Annotated in this window: 18 protein-coding genes; 15 read left to right on the plus strand and 3 right to left on the minus strand. The window is 51.4% G+C overall.

Annotated features, from left to right (window positions below; all coding sequences use genetic code 11):
- The first annotated feature begins 58 nt into the window (after positions 1–58).
- The 5 genes from MKY12_RS13285 (at position 59) to MKY12_RS13305 (ending at position 6,342) form a co-directional block, all read left to right on the plus strand.
- On the plus strand, positions 59–2,791 hold the full coding sequence (locus tag MKY12_RS13285; protein WP_339314054.1) for a CHASE3 domain-containing protein: 2,733 nt from the start codon (positions 59–61) through the stop codon (positions 2,789–2,791).
- Positions 2,792–2,977: 186 nt separating this feature from the next.
- Positions 2,978–3,844 (plus strand): PRD domain-containing protein, encoded by an 867-nt coding sequence (locus MKY12_RS13290; RefSeq protein ID WP_036728836.1) that lies wholly within the window; start codon positions 2,978–2,980, stop codon positions 3,842–3,844.
- Between the two features lie 21 nt (positions 3,845–3,865).
- A complete protein-coding gene (locus MKY12_RS13295) occupies positions 3,866–4,387 on the plus strand; it encodes a PTS glucose transporter subunit IIA (protein WP_339314055.1) in 522 nt (173 codons plus the stop codon).
- A gap of 43 nt (positions 4,388–4,430) precedes the next feature.
- On the plus strand, positions 4,431–5,885 hold the full coding sequence (gene nagE / locus MKY12_RS13300) for an N-acetylglucosamine-specific PTS transporter subunit IIBC (protein ID WP_339256402.1): 1,455 nt from the start codon (positions 4,431–4,433) through the stop codon (positions 5,883–5,885).
- Positions 5,886–6,027: 142 nt separating this feature from the next.
- The gene (locus tag MKY12_RS13305; RefSeq protein WP_036728829.1) at positions 6,028–6,342 is read left to right on the plus strand and encodes a hypothetical protein; all 315 of its coding nucleotides are present in this window, start codon (positions 6,028–6,030) and stop codon (positions 6,340–6,342) included.
- 153 nt (positions 6,343–6,495) lie between these two features.
- Here MKY12_RS13305 and MKY12_RS13310 read toward each other — a convergent pair whose 3' ends face one another.
- Positions 6,496–6,714: a hypothetical protein gene (locus MKY12_RS13310; RefSeq protein WP_339314056.1), complete on the minus strand. Its 219-nt coding sequence runs from the start codon at positions 6,712–6,714 to the stop codon at positions 6,496–6,498.
- Positions 6,715–6,891: 177 nt separating this feature from the next.
- Positions 6,892–7,596: an NAD(P)H-binding protein gene (locus MKY12_RS13315; protein WP_339314057.1), complete on the minus strand. Its 705-nt coding sequence runs from the start codon at positions 7,594–7,596 to the stop codon at positions 6,892–6,894.
- A gap of 165 nt (positions 7,597–7,761) precedes the next feature.
- On the opposite strand from MKY12_RS13315, the gene MKY12_RS13320 reads away from it, so the two are divergent.
- From MKY12_RS13320 to MKY12_RS13340, 5 genes are all read left to right on the plus strand, one after another.
- On the plus strand, positions 7,762–8,325 hold the full coding sequence (locus MKY12_RS13320) for a TetR/AcrR family transcriptional regulator (protein WP_339314058.1): 564 nt from the start codon (positions 7,762–7,764) through the stop codon (positions 8,323–8,325).
- A gap of 61 nt (positions 8,326–8,386) precedes the next feature.
- Complete coding sequence (locus MKY12_RS13325; RefSeq protein ID WP_036728818.1) at positions 8,387–8,902, plus strand: sigma-70 family RNA polymerase sigma factor; 516 nt, start codon at positions 8,387–8,389, stop codon at positions 8,900–8,902.
- 23 nt (positions 8,903–8,925) lie between these two features.
- Positions 8,926–10,059, plus strand: coding sequence for a hypothetical protein (locus MKY12_RS13330; protein ID WP_339256410.1), 1,134 nt, complete (start codon positions 8,926–8,928; stop codon positions 10,057–10,059).
- Positions 10,056–11,048, plus strand: coding sequence for an ABC transporter ATP-binding protein (locus MKY12_RS13335; protein WP_339256412.1), 993 nt, complete (start codon positions 10,056–10,058; stop codon positions 11,046–11,048). Before MKY12_RS13330 ends, MKY12_RS13335 begins: the two co-directional genes overlap by 4 nt.
- Complete coding sequence (locus MKY12_RS13340) at positions 11,045–11,926, plus strand: ABC transporter permease subunit (RefSeq protein WP_339256413.1); 882 nt, start codon at positions 11,045–11,047, stop codon at positions 11,924–11,926. The genes MKY12_RS13335 and MKY12_RS13340 overlap by 4 nt, the downstream gene beginning before the upstream one ends.
- A 96-nt stretch (positions 11,927–12,022) precedes the next feature.
- On the opposite strand, the gene MKY12_RS13345 is transcribed toward MKY12_RS13340, so the two are convergent.
- The gene (locus MKY12_RS13345) at positions 12,023–12,349 is read right to left on the minus strand and encodes a helix-turn-helix domain-containing protein (protein WP_036728810.1); all 327 of its coding nucleotides are present in this window, start codon (positions 12,347–12,349) and stop codon (positions 12,023–12,025) included.
- Between the two features lie 160 nt (positions 12,350–12,509).
- Here MKY12_RS13345 and MKY12_RS13350 point away from each other — a divergent pair, with 160 nt between their 5' ends.
- From MKY12_RS13350 to MKY12_RS13370, 5 genes are all read left to right on the plus strand, one after another.
- Positions 12,510–13,292, plus strand: coding sequence for a GTP cyclohydrolase II (locus tag MKY12_RS13350; RefSeq protein ID WP_339256414.1), 783 nt, complete (start codon positions 12,510–12,512; stop codon positions 13,290–13,292).
- Positions 13,293–13,367: 75 nt separating this feature from the next.
- Positions 13,368–14,423, plus strand: a complete 1,056-nt coding sequence (locus MKY12_RS13355) for an ABC transporter ATP-binding protein (RefSeq protein ID WP_036728804.1) — start codon at positions 13,368–13,370, stop codon at positions 14,421–14,423.
- A gap of 70 nt (positions 14,424–14,493) precedes the next feature.
- The gene (locus MKY12_RS13360) at positions 14,494–15,288 is read left to right on the plus strand and encodes an ABC-2 family transporter protein (RefSeq protein ID WP_036730060.1); all 795 of its coding nucleotides are present in this window, start codon (positions 14,494–14,496) and stop codon (positions 15,286–15,288) included.
- 8 nt (positions 15,289–15,296) lie between these two features.
- Entirely contained in the window at positions 15,297–16,082 is a 786-nt protein-coding gene (locus MKY12_RS13365) for an ABC-2 family transporter protein (protein WP_339314059.1), read from the plus strand.
- A 233-nt stretch (positions 16,083–16,315) separates the two neighbouring features.
- Positions 16,316–17,305, plus strand: a complete 990-nt coding sequence (locus tag MKY12_RS13370) for an ROK family protein (RefSeq protein WP_339314060.1) — start codon at positions 16,316–16,318, stop codon at positions 17,303–17,305.
- Positions 17,306–17,341: the final 36 nt, after the last annotated feature.

Consider the following 17,341-nt stretch of genomic DNA (forward strand, 5'->3'; position numbering starts at 1 on the left):
ACAGCGTGAGAGACAACAATATGCAGCATAAGTATAACTCTGGACGGGGGTAGGACCATTGCCGGAGAAGCATGCTTGGAGCTTGAAGATCCGCGGCAAAATCGCACTTGGATATGTCATCATATTATTAATGCTGGGGCTATTTCTGATTATAGTCTCTGGCCGGATTAACAGCCTGGAGAAAGAAACCGTGTTCTTGAGCGATCATGATATAGAAGTTCATGAACTTACATATCAAATTGAGAAAAATGTACTCGATATGGAGACTGGACAGCGGGGATATGTCCTTACCGATGATGAGTCCTATCTGGCACCGTATAATGACGGGCTGGTGCAGTGGAGGATTAATGCAGCGAAGCTGAATAATCTCATTGCCGATAACCCGAAGCAGGTACGGAATCTGGACACGATTACGGATAATATCGAGAAGTGGGTCGATGTTGCCGGACAGCATGTGGTTGAGCTGAAGAAGAATGGTCATACGGAAGCGGTCAACGCTTTTTTTCGCAACGATACGGGAAAAAATCTCGTCGATACGATCCGTTCCCAGTCCGATTACTTCCGTGACATCGAACGTACGCTCACGAACGACCGGATCAGCAACCTGAAGGACAGCAATCATAAGCTGCTGATTACCATGTACATATTGTGGGGATTGGTGGTCGTACTTGCGCTGCTCATCACTTATCTGCTCTCGGCCAGCATTGTGAATCCGTTGCACAGCGTCATACAGGCCATCAACAGTATTGCCTCCGGCGGTAACCGCTCGGAGCGCATTAAGGTGAAGACGCTGGATGAAATCTATGACCTGGGCGAAGCGACGAACGGGCTGCTGGATAACGTGCAGCGGGAGCAGTGGACGAGTGAACAGCTCACCTCAATGTCGATTGCCCTGCAAGAGACCATTGATATGCCTTCGCTGTGCAGAATTTTTGTCAGCCGGTTGTCGGTTATGCTGGAAATGCAGTATGCCAGTATATACGTCGTGAATAACGAGGAACTGTTCGAGCGCATCTATTCCTATGCAGGCGCAGAGAATAAGGAAGAACGCATCGGGCCCGAGGTTATTCAGCCGGGAGTAGGCCTGGCAGGTCAATGTGCGCTGGATCAGCGGATGAATGTGATTGAGCAATTGCCTGATGACTATATCTCCATCAGCTCCGCTCTGGGCAGAACGCCGCCGAGGTTCGCTGTGATTGCTCCGATTATTTTTGAGAACAAGACTGTTGCTGTACTGGAGATTGCTGCGCTGACCCGTTGGGCGCCTTACCATTTCGAGCTGCTGAAGGAATTGCTGGACATGATGGGGGTTACCGTGAATTCGGTGAAGACCCGGATGGAGATCCAGAGGCTTCTGCATGAATCACAGGTGATGAACGAAGAGCTTCAGGTTCAATCCGAAGAGCTGCAGACTCAGTCCGAGGAGATGCAGATGCAGACGGAGGAGCTTCAGAGTCAGACCAGCGAGCTGCTAACCGTGAACAAGGAGCTTGAGAATCAGAAATATGTAGCCGAGAATGCAGCGATCGAGCTGGAGCGGTACAATGAACAGCTGGAACAGAGCTCGCGCTACAAGTCTGAATTCCTGGCCAATATGTCGCATGAGCTGCGGACACCGCTGAACAGTATGCTGATTCTCTCACAGCTGCTGACGGAAAACCGCAATCATACGTTAACCGAGGAAGAACTGGGCTATGCCTCTGTCATTTACAATTCCGGAAGTGATCTGCTTAGTATGATTAACGATATTCTGGATCTTTCCAAGGTGGAAGCGGGCAAAATGCTGGTGGAAATGGATGCCGTCAATCTCACCGAGCTGCCTTCGCTGCTGCAGGGTTATTTCGGCAAGCTTGCAGAAGCGCAGAATGTGGAGTTTAACGTAACTCTGAACCCTGAGGTTCCGGATCTGTTTTTCACCGATGAGATGCGCCTGCACCAGATTCTGCGGAATCTGCTGTCCAATGCCTTCAAATTCACGGAGCAGGGCTCTGTTACCATGGAGATTACCAAGCTGGCGGAATATTCAGATCAGAGTTACATAGCAGAGGGGCCGGTACTGGCCTTTGCTGTCCAGGATACCGGAATCGGCATCTCTGAAGAGAACCGTGAGCTGATCTTCGAGGCCTTCCGCCAAGTGGACGGAACGACTGCCCGCAAATTCGGGGGAACCGGTCTGGGCTTGTCCATCTCCCAGCAATTGGCTCAGCTATTGGGCGGGCATATCAGCCTGGAGAGCGAAGAGGGCAAGGGCAGTACATTCACCTTGTATCTCCCTTGCCGTGAACTGGACAGTGAAGAAGAACCGTTCCATCCGGCGGAGCTGGCTCAGACTGCAGCCGGGTCGGAGCACTCCAGAACCGTTCATGTTACAGGGCAGCCGGGTAATAGCGGGGACTCCCTGTTCGAGAAAGAATATGCCATGCTGCAAGGCAGAACTGTCCTGATTGTGGATGATGATATGCGCAATATTTATGCCTTGCAGAAGGGTCTGGAGCCTTACGGAATGATCATCATGACCGCTCAGACGGGTTATGAATGTCTTCAAGTGGTTAGAGAGCAGCCGGAGGTGGATATCGTACTCCTGGATATTATGATGCCGGTTCTGGATGGCTATGACACGCTGTCTATTATCCGTGAGGAGATGCATCTCACCGACCTCCCGATCATTGCGGTCTCTGCCAAAACGATGAAGGAAGACCGTGAGCGTTGCCTGGCCGCCGGAGCCACTGATTTCATCAGCAAGCCGGTATTGATACAGGACGTCATTACACGAATGTGCCGGTACATTTGACTTTTCCAAAAACCCATTGACGGGAATACAAGGTATGCTTTATGATGGGTTCATAAATGATCATTTATATGCAGTGGCGTGTTACCTTAACAGGGCATGAGCCAAGATTCGTACTCAATACTTTGAGTCCAGTCTTGGCTCTTTTTTGTGCAAAAAATCAGGATATGGGCGGAAAGGAGGGGGAACTTGGCGAGGGACACTGAACAATTTCAGGTGCTGCGGGTGATTGGGAATAATGTCGTAATGGTAGAGGGCGGCAAGAAGAGCAAGGAATATGTAATTATCGGCAAGGGCATCGGGTTTGCGCTTAAGGATACGGGTGTTATTGATTCGGATGATCCCCGGATTGAAAAGCTGTTTCGGCTGGAGGACCGGGAGGAATGGAGTCAGTATCAGATTCTGCTGGAGGACATTGATCCCAAGGTCATGAGGATTACGGATGAGATTATCTCTGATATCGCCCGTGAGTTTCCCGGCAAGTTAAACGACAAGATCTATTTGGCGCTCCCCAGCCATATCCAATTCACCATTTTCCGCTTGCGCAGCGGGATGGACATTGTGAATCCATTCCTGGAGGAGACCCGGATGACATTCCCCAAGGAATTTGAGATCGCTTCCAAGGCGGCCGGGAAGATCAGCGAAGGCTTTGAAGTGCAGATTCCTGAGGACGAGGTCGGTTTCCTTACTTACCACGTCTATTCTGCGGTCAGCAATGTGCCAGTGGGCCAGCTTGTGAAGGCCTCCAACATTGTCAGTGAACTGATGGAGATGATCCGCAGTGAACGCAAGATCCGCTTTGAGCAGGGCAGTATGAATCATGTCCGGCTGATGGTTCACTTGAGATTCTCGATTGAACGGATTCTGCAGGGTTCGCTCATCGACAATCCTTTTGTGAAGCATATCAAGAAGGAATACAAGGATGAATACAAGCTCGCGCAAAGGATGGGCAAAGTCATGCAAGGCAAGCTCAGTGTAGACGTACCCGAAGAAGAAATCTGCTTCCTGGCTATGCATCTGCACCGGCTGTTCCAGACCATAGAGAAGAATAAATAGCAGCAGCAAGGAGTGACTTTTATGTTTTCGAGATGGAAAGCTAAAAAAGAAGAGAAACCTACTGAGGCGGTAACCCGCCTGGAGATATACGCTCCGGTCAGCGGACTGTCCGTACCGTTAACGGAAGTGCCGGATGAGACCTTTGCCGGTGGGCATATGGGCCAAGGCATCGCCATAGAACCTATAGAGGGACGTTTAACGGCCCCTTTTGACGGAAAAATTGCGCATGTGGTCAAAACCAATCACGCTCTAATCCTGGAGCATGCCTCTGGTCTGCAACTGCTGATGCACATCGGAATTGATACGGTCAGCTTGCGGGGCGAAGGCTTCATCAGCCATATTGCCACCGGAGATGAAGTGCAGGCAGGGCAGACGCTGATCGAATTTGATCTGGAGGCAATCCGCGCTGCGGGTTATCGTACGATCACTCCGGTAATTGTAACGGGCAACGGGGAGGACATCCCGGAAGTGGATTGCCATTACGGCCAGGTTACGGCAGGAACAAGCAGTATTCTTACAACAGCAGTAGCTTCACAGCCTTAGAACATATATGTACTTAATATGAAACCAGGGGGATGATTTCATTATGTTGGCTTTTCTACAGAAGTTAGGGAAATCTCTGATGCTTCCAGTCGCAACTTTACCGGCGGCAGCGATACTGCAAGGGTTCGGACTGATTAATTATGAGAAGGACTTCCATTTGGGCAGTACCGTAGGGGGATTTCTCAACCAGTATGTGGCTCCTTTCTTGAATGCAGGTGCGGGTGCAATCTTCGGTAATCTGGCGCTGATTTTTGCAATTGGGGTAGCGATCGGGTTCGCAGGGGATGCGGTTGCCGCGCTATCTGCCCTCATTGCTTATCAGGTGCTGGACAGTATTCTTAAGGTACTTCCAGCCCAAATGCCGTTCATCGCCGATGATGTGAAGCTGAATATGGGCGTGCTGGGCGGGATTTTTGCCGGAGCCTGGGCTGCTTACCTATACAAGAAATATCATAATATCAAAATGCCGGACTGGCTTGGCTTCTTCGCAGGTAAGCGGTTCGTACCTATCATTACGGCCATAACCACCATGATTCTCGCAGTGCTGTTTGGGATGATCTGGAGCCCGATTCAGGATGTGATCAGTGACTTCGGCACTTGGGTTGTTGGTCTTGGCGGTGCAGGGGCATTTGTATTCGGGACAGCTAACCGTCTGTTGCTTCCGTTCGGCCTGCATCATGTAATCAACGCTATCGCCTGGTTCCAGTTGGGTGATTTCACGAACGCTGCAGGGGATATTGTTCACGGAGATCTGACGCGCTTCTTCGCCGGAGATAAGACTGCGGGAATGTTCATGACAGGCTTCTTCCCGATTATGATGTTCGCTATGCCGGGTGCAGCCCTGGCTTTCATTCATACAGCCAAACCGGAGAAACGCAAAATGGTTGCGTCCATCTTCATCGGATCGGCGATTGCTTCCTTCCTGACAGGGATTACGGAGCCCCTGGAATTCTCCTTCATGTTCCTCGCACCGCTGCTGTATCTGGTACACGCTTTGCTGACCGGTTTTGCCGGATTCCTGATGTATGTGCTGGATGTGAAGCTGGGGTTCGGATTCTCCGCCGGGCTCATTGACTACCTGCTTAACATGAAGCTCTCCACCAATGCGTGGGTGCTGATTCCGGTTGGGCTTGGCTTCTTCGTCCTCTATTATGTGCTGTTCCGGTTCATTATCGTCAAGTTCAACCTCAAAACTCCCGGACGCGAGGATGAGACGGAAGATGACCTGATTGATCTGTCCAAGAGCGGTACAGCCGCGTCGTCCTCTTCCAGAGCCGCCAAGATTCTGGAGAACATCGGCGGTCCTGCGAACATCCGTAGCATTGACGCTTGTATCACCCGCTTGCGCCTTAACGTGAATGATGACAAGGCGGTTAAGGATTCCGCGCTCAAGCAGCTTGGTGCATCGGGAGTCATGCGGCTTGGTCAGGGGGCTGTACAGATTGTATTTGGACCACAGTCCGAGCAACTCAAGGATGATATTAAGAAGCTGATGTAGCTTGAAGCTGGTTAGCACAGCAAAATAGGGAATTCCATGCAGGCATCCTTCACAGGATGTCTGTTTTTTTGTGCGCAGGCTATTGCAATATCTACAATACCGAGTATAATACTTGGTATAAAGAAAAAAGGAGTCGGTCCCTTTGTCAATAGATGATTATCTGGATTTGCTGAATTATGCCAAGGCAATTAACGATGAACAGTGGCAGGCTGATCTCCTGGAGCAATTGAAGAACTATGAGGCGCTTGTCGAAGAAAAGAAACAAGTGGATAGCGTGAGAGCGCTATGGACGCGGTTCGATGATATTAACGGACTGCTGATGCAATTATTCGATAAGCTGAGAGAGCATGAGGATACACCGGATAGCGCTCTGTGGAAAGAGCGGATTTGGGAGCTGAAGATGGAGCGGATTCACGTGGCCAAGCAGCTTCAAGCACGGTATATCAAGATTAGATAGAGAAGTAATAATCGGAGATATGAAGAGGTAGATATAGAGATAATATAGTTATACATAAAAATGGCATGCAGTTAGTCTGCTCAGCCATGACATGCACAGTAAAGGTGAATTTCGCAGATTCACTCTCAAGGGCTTGCCGTCGTGTACTTGGACTTACTTGGACATTTCCATTCCATTACGCATCATGGTCATACACATGGTCATCATTTCATCGCACTGCTGCATTTGAGTCATCATCTTGTCCATACCCATATCCATGTTCATCATGCCCATTTCGTTCATGGTTTCCATGCACATCTTCATGTTCTTCATCTTCGACATCATGTCTTCCATACACATGTTCATCATCATTTCCATACATTTCTGTTCCATCCTTAGCTCCACCTTTCAATTTATAATAGTTTACACCTAATAAACTACTATATTTTATTGGTGAGATCAACCTTTTTATGGATATACACCAGATATCAGCCCTACCGCGTGCGGGAGGGCTATTTCTGTGCGTTTGTATAGGCTCTTCTATACTTTGCTCATTCTTCCGCTTGCTCCTTATCGTCCGACGTTGATCACCTTGCGGGTCCAGGACGGTTCGCTGCCTGCCGCACGCAGCAGGCAATCGGCACAGGCAGCATAAGGCAGCGCCTGGAGCGGATGGATGCGGGCCGATGGGCCTGCCGTATAATTAGAAGAACTCTCTGCGTATTTAAGCACGGATGCCCGTACGATTACCCAGTCTAATCCGCTGCGCATTACTGCTTGTTCAGCGGCTGCCTTATCCTCAATCGCTTTGCGGAACATGCGGCGCATCAAGCGGACAGCCCAGCGGTTGACGAGTGACAACTCCCTCCCGTCACTCAGATTAATCCCGCTCTGCATCACCAGCCGCTGAACTCCATGATGCCGACAGGCTGCAAGGATATTTGGAATTCCTTCTGACATGACGGTACCCGGCGAGAAGTTCGCTGCCATGACATTTTTGCCTGCCTTAAGATTTACAAGGCCCTTCTTGCCGGCAGCATCCGGGGAGAAGTTGCTTGGAGGACCAATACAGCTGATGACCGCTTCGCTTCCGGCGAGGGCCAGGATCATGCTGGATCTGTCGAATACATCCCCTTGCCGGATAGTGAGCCCCGCTGCAGGGGAGAGCGCCTCCGGTCTGCGTACCACAGCTATCACCTCGTGTCCTGCTGCAAGTGCCAGCTCCATTACTTTTCTTCCAGTTCCTCCAGTGGCTCCGATAATTGCAAGTTTCATTATAATATTCTCCTTTAAATGCACAGTCGTGAATTAATAAGCATGTATGTATAATAATAAGCAGAACAAGAATCGATACAAGTCTTAAAAAGCCTGATTCTGTGCATTAATTCACGACTTCAACGGAATTGTGCAGTAATCTTCAGGAAAGCTGGTGAGGATAGAATGTTAAAGATCGACCGGAGAATACGCAAGTCCCAGGAAGCCCTGAAAAAGGCTGTTATTGAGCTGATGCTGGGAAAGGATTTTGATCAAATTACAATACAGGACATTGCTGATAGAGCGGATGTCAGCCGTAGAACCCTTTATCTACACTACACAGATAAATTTGATCTTCTGGACAAGCTCATAGAAGAGCATATCAGCAATATACGCGAAATCTGCGAAAGTTCAGACGATGCCGCCGGATATACCGAAATGGGATTGGTGTGGTTTGAATATTTTGAGACGCATTCGATGTTCTTCTCTGTTTTGCTGGGGAGTAAAGGCAGCGTGTTTTTCCGCGGGCGGTTTCTTGAATTCTTCCTCGGCGAGCTGGAGAAGGATAACAGCCTGTCTGAAGGGAGCGACAAGGATTCAGCCAACATCAGAAACGTGGACATCCAGTTTCTAGGATCGGCGATCGTTGGGGTAGTGGAATGGTGGTTCAAGAATGGACAGCCGCTCCCTCCAGACGTAATGGCGCAGCGGATCGGGAACTTGCTGGAGAGAAATCTTGAGGCAAGGTGATACAAATCCGCCTTAGCCTTCGTCTTACATATAGCTGCAGCGGATAAGGAGGATTTACCTAATGAATATTCCGGAATCAGACCCATACAAATTAATCTTTTATGAGCATTACCCGAGTGTGCGGCGCAAGCTGGCGGCACTTGTGAGGGACGAGAGTGCTGCCGATGATCTGGCGCAGGAGGTTTTTATCAGACTCTACAGAAATCCGCCGGATGATCCCGCGGCTCTGGGGGCATGGCTGCATAGAGTGCTAACACGGATCGGATATGATTATCTGAACCAGCGGGTGAGAGAGCGGCGTCTGATCAACAAACAGGAGCTGTTATATGATGCGGGGGCTTCTGCTCCTACAGGGGAAGAAGTAGTCCTCAGCAAGCTGGATCAGGAAGATGTGCGGAGCTGGCTGGAGGATCTTCCCGAACGGGACCGGCAGGCCCTGCTGCTTAAGTATTCGGGCTACAGCTATGCAGAGATCGCCGGGGAGCTGGGAGTGAAGCCGCCAGTAGTCGGAACCCTGTTAAGCCGGGCGACAGCCAAACTGAAACACCATGCGGTGAAATCCATTCCGCAAGAATAATGAGATCCGGGAGGAAAGAAACCATGAATAGAGCAAACGGGCAGATACAGCCCCAGAGCACAGATGAAGCTTGGGCTAAATTACAGGAGAAGCTGGGAGACGAGCCGGTCAATCCGGTGTGGGCTACATGGGGCAAGCAAGAGACCCCTATAGAGGAACAGACTGTCAAGGCTGATAGATCAGATAGAACAGAACCGGAAGCAGATGTTGTGCTTCAGGCAGCTAAGGCGGGTAACCTTGCAGCAGCGGAGCCAGTGCAGAATACAGGGCGGAAGTCACGCCGGCCTATGATGAGCCGCAGCCGCAAGTGGGCCGCTGCGGCAGCGGGCGTAGCGATTTTCGCAGCAATTCTGGCTACTCCGGTAGGGAATACAGCCATGGCAGCCTTGCTGAACCAGTTCAAGATGCAGGAGGCTACTGTTGTTGAAGAAGGCGATCTGCGGGATATGTTCTATCAGATAATTCAGAATGGCAATGGCAATGGCAATATTGAGCAATCCCTTGAGGCCTTCGGTGACATCTCCATCACCAATGGTGAGATGAAGGAGAATGTTCCGCTCAAGGATATCCAAGGCTTGCTGGGCTACGAGCCGCTGAAGGGGTCCGTTATGGATTCAGTCAAGTTTGTTCAGGTCAGCGGGTCCCATGATATCACACTGAACCTGAAGGTGGATGAAGTGAACAAGGCACTGAAACGCCTGGGCTCGGACAATCTGCTGCCTGCATCTGTAGATGGCAAGCCGATTACGCTTCATATCCCCGAGCAGGTGAACTACGATCTGGGCAGCGATCAGCACTGGGGAGCCTTGTCACAGATGAACACACCTGTCGTTACCGTAGATCCTTCTGTGGATCTGGACGAAGCGATTGATGCCGTTGTGAACTTCCCGCTGATTCCCGACAATCTGCGAAGCAGTCTGCAGAAGAGCCGGATTTTGTCCGGCGATCTGCCGATGCCGCTGATTAAGGGCAATCATGATGAACAGATTACGGTGGCTGGTACGCCGGTCATTCTTACTGAAATGAAGTTCAGTAACGGCAACAGCTATACGGCTGTCTGGGTTCAGAAGGGGCAGCTTCTGCAGCTTAGCGGCGGAGATATCTATCCTGAGCGCGAGCAGTTCATTCAGAAGGTACAGGAGTTGATCACACAATGAGCAGTATCCCTGCGATTGATGCGAACGCCTTGACCAAAGCTTATCCGAACGGGCGCGGTTGCCGGGATGTTACCTTGACTGTTGGGAAAGGGGAAGCCTTCGGCTTCCTCGGCCCCAATGGTGCCGGCAAGAGTACTTTTGTCAAAATGCTGGTTGGACTCATCTCACCAACAGGCGGCCATGCTTCCATCCTGGGCCATCCGCTGGGCTCTATGGAAGCCAAAATGAAAATTGGCTATCTGCCGGAGCTGTACCGCTACCAGGATTGGCTGACCGGTGAAGAGGTGGTCAGGCTTCATGCCAAGCTGTGCCGGATTCCGAAATCCGTCATGGATCAGAGAATCCCTCACCTGTTGCAGGAGGTAGGTATCGGGCTGCGCGGAAGGGACCGGGTTAAGCATTATTCCAAGGGAATGCAGCAGCGGCTGGGTCTTGCGTGTGCGCTGGTGAATGACCCGGAGATTCTGTTCCTGGATGAACCCTCTTCAGCCCTTGATCCCATCGGGAGAATGGAAGTGCGGAAGATTCTGCAGCGGCTGAAGGACCGGGGAATTACTATTTTTCTCAACTCTCATTTACTTGAGGATGTTGAAGTGCTGTGCGACCGGATGGCTCTGCTGAGTAACGGAGCGGTCCTGCGGCACGGCAAAGTAGCGGAGATGCTGAACAAACGGACAAGCTGGCATTTCAAAGTGGGCGGATACACGCCTTTTTTGCTGTCCTGGCTTAATGAGCATACAGGGCTATCCATCCGGGAATCCGTGCCTGCGGCGGGTAAATCGGGCTATGATCCGGCACAGGAGGAGTCAGATTCAAGCGTCGTGTGGCTGGAGGCGGAGCTGGATCATGAGGAACAGGCTGGCTGGCTGAACGGGCTGATGGTGGAGCAAGGGATGACGCTGTACCAGGTAAGCCGCCAGACTGAACGGCTGGAGGACTGGTTCATGGATGCGGTAGCCGGGCTCAGTCATAGGGGGGAGAAGGAATGAGAACCATATTAGCAATGACCTGGAAAGAAATGCTGCGCAAAAAAGTGATGCTGCTAACCCTCCTGCTTACCCTGGTGTTCCTGATTGCCTTCTGGTTTGTGGCCGATACCGTAGGAACGAACGATCAAGGGGCCGGAACGCTGGGAAATGACAGCGGGTTGTTCATGCAGTACATGAACGGCGCTTTTATTCTGAGTCTGGGCTTCTTCTTCGGCGCGTTCGTTATTGCCTTTCTGGCGATCTTCAGCTCTTTCTCGGTGATTGCTGGTGAAGCGGAGCAGGGGGTCATGCAGGCTCTGTTACCCCGGCCGCTGCCGCGCTGGAAATGGTATCTTGGCCGCTGGCTGGGCTTTGTCACGCTGGGAACGATGTATGCCCTCATTCTGTTCACTGCAATTCTGCTGATTACAAGTGCCCACGCGAATGTTCCCAGAGATGCAGTCGTGCTTGCGAAGTCATTCCTGCTGTTCGCCTCTGTAGTTCCCTTGTTAATCTCCGTATCCATGCTGGGTTCAGGACTATTCTCGGCGCTTGGCAACGGTGTGTTCATGACAATGCTCTACGGGGCGGGATTTCTCGGAGGGATGGTAGATAAGCTTAGCGGTTCGCTGAGACTGGAGGACGACGGACTGAAGGTGCTGAATAATCTGACCGGAATGATCTCGATGATTATGCCCGCAGATACCTTGCAGCGCCGGATGACTGTCGAGCTGTTCAGCTTACAGGATATGAATGGTATGTTATCGATGGATAGCGGGGCGCTTAGTCTGATGAATTTCAATTCATTTCCGTCTAATACCTTTGTCGTATACGCTGCAATCTACACTGTGGTTATCTTTGGGCTGGGGCTTCTGCGCTTTCAGCGTAAGGATCTGTAGGAATCGAACAAGCTTATTATAAAATCAAACAAAGCAGCGCCCCGAAGGTTCCCGTTCAGGAGCTTCAAGGGCGCTGCTTCGCGTGCCGTGCGGAAATCATTTGGTCACGCCGATCTCGATCCAATCCGTAGACCAGTTACCGATCTCTCCAAGAATGGGAGCCAGGGCCGTACCTTTATCGGTTAACGAATATTCAATTCGTACGGGCATCTCAGGATATACAGTGCGCTGTATGATCCCTTCCGTCTCCATCTCCTTCAACCGGTCTGACAAGACCTTGCCGCTAAGGTTGGACAAGCAATGCTCAATTTCTCCGAACCGCCGCGGACCATCCATCAGGACAAATACGATCAGGGCGACCCACCGCTTACTCAGCACATCCACAGCTTTCTCAAACCGGGGGCACATCTCAAAATCATTCATAAGGATCACCTCAGCATTCATTATATCATAAACTTACAATAAGTAATTATAAATATTTAAATATATATTATAACTTGACGAAGTTATATTACAATGATAAACTAACTTACAAATAGTTACTAAGAAGCGTACGCTATCAAACTTTTAGGACGGTGCTCTTATGATCAACCCAGATATCCTATCTATACTACAGAACAAAATCAGCCGGATTCCTATGGAAAACTCCACGAATATATTGGTCGGACCTATTACCCTGCCTGTCAATCTGGACGGGGAGACGATCACCTTCAAATGGTACAGCTGGCTGAATGTGACGGACGAAGAGCTTCAGCGCGCTGAAGGCAAGGAGGCTACCGAGCTGCTCATCAGCCGGTTGTCATCGATGAAGCTTGCGGATGGACAGCAGTCCAGTGTCCTGGTCTACGGAGATTTCGAGCATTCCGAGGATGCGCTGATCCGGATGCACAGCATTTGCCATACCGGGGATATCTTCGGCAGCAAGCGCTGCGATTGCGGCTTCCAGCTGCACCAGTCGATGAAGATGATTGCCCAGCATGGCGCCGGGGCCCTCTTTTATCTGGCGAATCATGAAGGAAGAGGCATTGGCCTGTTCAGCAAAGCAATGGCATATCTTCTTCAGGAAGAAGGGTATGATACAGTAGAGGCCAATCTGGAGCTGGGGTTCGCCGATGATTCCAGAGATTACACAGATGCGATCAGCGTGCTTCAGCATTTGCGCAGCCATCCTGTGACTCTGATCACCAACAATCCGAAGAAGCTGGAAGCACTACGGGCTGCCGGAATGAATACAGTGAAGCGGGTGCCGCTATGGGGCGACGTATCGGCCTTCAATGAGAAGTACCTGCGGACCAAGGTGGCCCGTTCTGGACATCTGGAGGCTGTGCCGGGTGCAGAGTTTTTTGAGGGAAGAGTGGCTAAATAAGCAGGCTGGACGGATATGCATCCGTTCCATTATAATGGGGTACTGAACCCAATACTTAGCTTAGTGAGGTAACCTATGAATGCTATACAAGTGCAGGACTTGCGCAAGACCTTCAAAGTCCAAAAAAACCGCGAGGGCCTCAAAGGGGCCTTCGCTGATTTGTTTAAGCGGCAATATTCCGAAGTAACAGCAGTGAAGGACATCTCGTTCAGCATTCCCGAAGGTGAAATCTGCGGATATATTGGGGAGAACGGGGCAGGGAAGTCCACTACGATCAAAATGCTTACCGGAATTCTTGTCCCTACCGCCGGCAGTCTGACTGTCGGCGGCTTCGTGCCGTACGAGGAGCGCGAGAAGTTCGTGCAGAACATCGGCGTTGTTTTCGGACAGCGCAGCCAGCTCTGGTGGGATATCGGCGTGATTGAGTCGTTCCAGCTACTGCGCAAGGTATACCGCGTGTCCGAGCAGGACTTCAAAAAACGTCTGGATGAGCTGGTGGAACGCCTGGAGCTTCAGGATCTGCTGAACCGTCCGGTCCGCAAATTAAGCCTGGGCCAGCGTATGCGCTGCGAGCTTGTAGCGGCACTGCTGCACAATCCGTCCATTTTGTTCCTGGATGAACCCACGATTGGACTGGATATTGTCGTGAAGTCGGAGATCCGCGAATTCCTGAAGGATATGAACCGGGAGCATGGCACAACCATCCTGCTGACGACTCATGATCTGCAGGATATCGAAGCGCTCTGTTCGCGGGTCATCATGCTGGATGACGGGAGGATTATCTATGACGGAGGTCTGGATGATCTGAAGCAGCGCTGGGGAACCGGGCGTGAGGTGCAATTCCAGTTCGGAACAGCCACGAAGCTGCAGCAGCTGATCGGCTGGACGGAAGGCATGCCGGTGACCTGGACCGCAGAGAATGAGCTGGCGGCGAAGGTCTGGATTCCACTGGAGCTGAATGTATCGGATGTGCTGGGCCGGGTCGTCGGACAGGCCGATATTACAGACATCAAAATCATCGAAACAAATACGGATGACATCGTCCGCAGTATTTATCAGTCAGGCTCGGCAGAGAAGCCGGAGGAGCGGATCGCCGCTCTCAGCGATGAGAAAGAGGTTATCCATGTCTGAGAAGCTGGCAACGGCAGTTCCCTCCTCCGGAGGTTCCCGGGGCGGTTCCGGGGAGAATGGGCGGAGGCTGCTGCTTGGCGCTTATTTTGATTTTATCCGTATCCGGTTCCTGACGATGCTTGCTTACCGGGTGAATTACTATTCGGGGATTCTGATCTACACGCTCAATATCGGGGTGAACTATTTCACCTGGAGAGCGATCTATGGCGATGGTGAATCGCTCGGCGGCTTTACCGGGGCGCAGATGACCACGTATGTGGCGGTGTCCTGGATGGCGCGGGCCTTCTACTTCAACAATCTGGACCGGGAGATCTCCACGGATATCCGTGACGGAAGCATCGCGATCCAGTTCATCCGGCCTTATAATTATGTTCTGGTCAAAATGATGCAGGGCCTCGGCGAAGGCCTGTTCCGCTTCATGATGCTGATGATCCCGGGCATGGTGATTGCCATTCTGCTGTTTCCGGTACAGCTTCCTACGGAGCCTTCGGCTTGGGCCGGGTTCCTGGTCATGCTGTTCTTCAGCTTCCTGATCAGCTCGCAGATTAATATTATCACAGGCCTGTCTGCCTTCTTCGTGGAGAACAATGAGGGGATGATGCGCATGAAGCGTGTGGTCGTGGATCTGTTCTCGGGGCTGATTGTGCCGATTACCTTATTCCCGGACTGGTTGTCCTCCGTGCTTAAGGTACTTCCCTTCCAAGCGATTACCTATCTGCCGGGTTCTGTATTTACAGGCCGTGTGCAGGGGGTGGGCATCTGGAATGTGCTGGGTATCCAGGTCATCTGGTTCCTGATTCTGCTCATTCCGATTGTCTGGCTAAATCACGCAGCGCGTCAGCGGCTGTTCGTGCAGGGGGGTTAAGCTGAGCTATGTACTACCTGGACTTATTGATTGAATACCTGAAGAATTATATAAAAACACGGTTAACCTACCGCGCGGATTTCTGGGTGGAGGTCATTTCCGACCTGCTGTTCCAGGCGACAAACTTTATCTTCATCCTGGTCATCTTCATGCATACTGACAGCCTGGGCGGCTGGAATCAGAACGAAGTGGTGTTCGTCTACGGCTTCTTCATGGTTCCATTCGGCGTGTTCAGCTGCTTCGTCAATATGTGGGGCTTCAGTGAGCGGTATATTGTCAAAGGCGAAATGGACCGCATCCTGACCCGTCCGGCGCATAACCTGTTCCAGATCTTCCTGGAGAATGTGGACCCGCCATCCCTGTTCGGCTCCTTCATCGGGCTGATTGTGATGGCGATCAGCGGCAGCAATCTGGGCCTGCCGTTTGAATGGTGGACCCTGCCGATGCTGATTCTTCTGACGCTCAGCGCTGTAGCCATTTATACAGGGATCTATACGACACTGACCTCGTTGTCGTTCTATTCGGATGCGCCTACAGGCATTCTGCCGCTGATGTATAACATCCAGACGTACGGACGTTATCCGGTAACGATCTACAACCGGGCGATTCAGGTGCTGCTTACCTGGATCATCCCGTTTGCTTTTGTCGGGATATATCCGGCAGCCTTGTTCCTGCACCGCGATGAGATGCGGACGATGGCGCTGCTGACCCCGCTGGTCGGCGTGGTCTTCCTCAGCATCGGCCTGATGGCCTGGAGCTTCGGTGTCAAGCGGTACAAGGGTGCCGGTTCTTAAGAGAATGGAATGAAATAGATATACAGTGAGGGTTGTCCCGCAGCTTCTGAATTGGCTGCCGGGGCAGCCCTCTTTGTCAATAAAATAACAGCAATCGCTATCCGCAGGATGTTCGCTTTCAAGTGAAACGTACTATCCAGATGCTCGGAAAATGCTACTTATCTAAATGCTGAAAGCGCATAATAAGAGAAGAGAGGTACAGCATTCTAATAGGGAAAGAAGGATGGGACAGAATGGATAAATACATAGTCGGCATTGACCTGGGCGGAACCAATATCAAGGCAGGCCTTTTTGATAAGCATTTCACAGCCCTGGAGGAGTTGTCGATACCCACAGAAGCGCAGAAGGGTCCGGCACATGTGCTGGAGCGGATCAGGCTTGCTGTTACACAGCTATGTGCAGGAAGCGGAATTTACGAGTCGCAGATTGCCTGTATGGGAATGGGAATCCCTGGTCTGCTCGACCCGGAGGAGGGCCTGTCGGTCTTCTCACCGAATTTTCCCGGCTGGGAGCAGGTCCATGTGGTCAACGAAATGAAGCCTTACTACGACTTCGAGGTCTACATAGATAATGATGTGCGGGTTAATCTCTACGGAGAATGGCACAATGGTGCCGGACAAGGGCATAAGCATCTGATTCTGCTCACACTTGGCACCGGCCTCGGCTCCGGGATGGTTCATGACGGCAAGGTGCTCTACGGGACAACCTTCAGCGCTGGTGAAATCGGACATATGAATATGTTCCGGCAGGGACGGCCCTGCCGCTGCGGAAGCTCTGGATGCCTGGGGCGGTATGTATCTGCGGTGGGGATGGTGAATACCTTCAAGGAGAAGCTGGAGGCAGGTAGGGTCAGCCTGATTCAGACCTGGACCAAGCAGACCCAGAAGCAGATTACGGCGCAGATGATCTCAGAGGCTTATGATCTTGGAGACCCCTTGGCCATTGAGGTTATGCATGAGACGGGGGAGCTGCTGGGATACGGGCTGGCGAATGTGATTAATCTGCTGAACCCGGAGCTGGTTATTATCGGGGGCGGCATGGCCGCAGCAGGAGACCGTCTCCTGAACAGTGTCCGCGATACTGTAAATGCCCATGCGCTGAAGCTGTCCGCAAGCCGGTGCCGGATTGTTCAGGCTGAACTGGGCAGCCGTGCAGGTACGCTGGGTGCGGCTGTATATGCTTATCAGAAACAGAAGCATGTACAACTAGACCATTCTAATTGAGCGGAAATTCGCGTGCTACTGGCCGCACCTGCCTGA

This window comes from Paenibacillus sp. FSL M7-0896 (assembly GCF_037975415.1).
Lineage (GTDB): Bacteria > Bacillota > Bacilli > Paenibacillales > Paenibacillaceae > Paenibacillus_AQ > Paenibacillus_AQ silagei.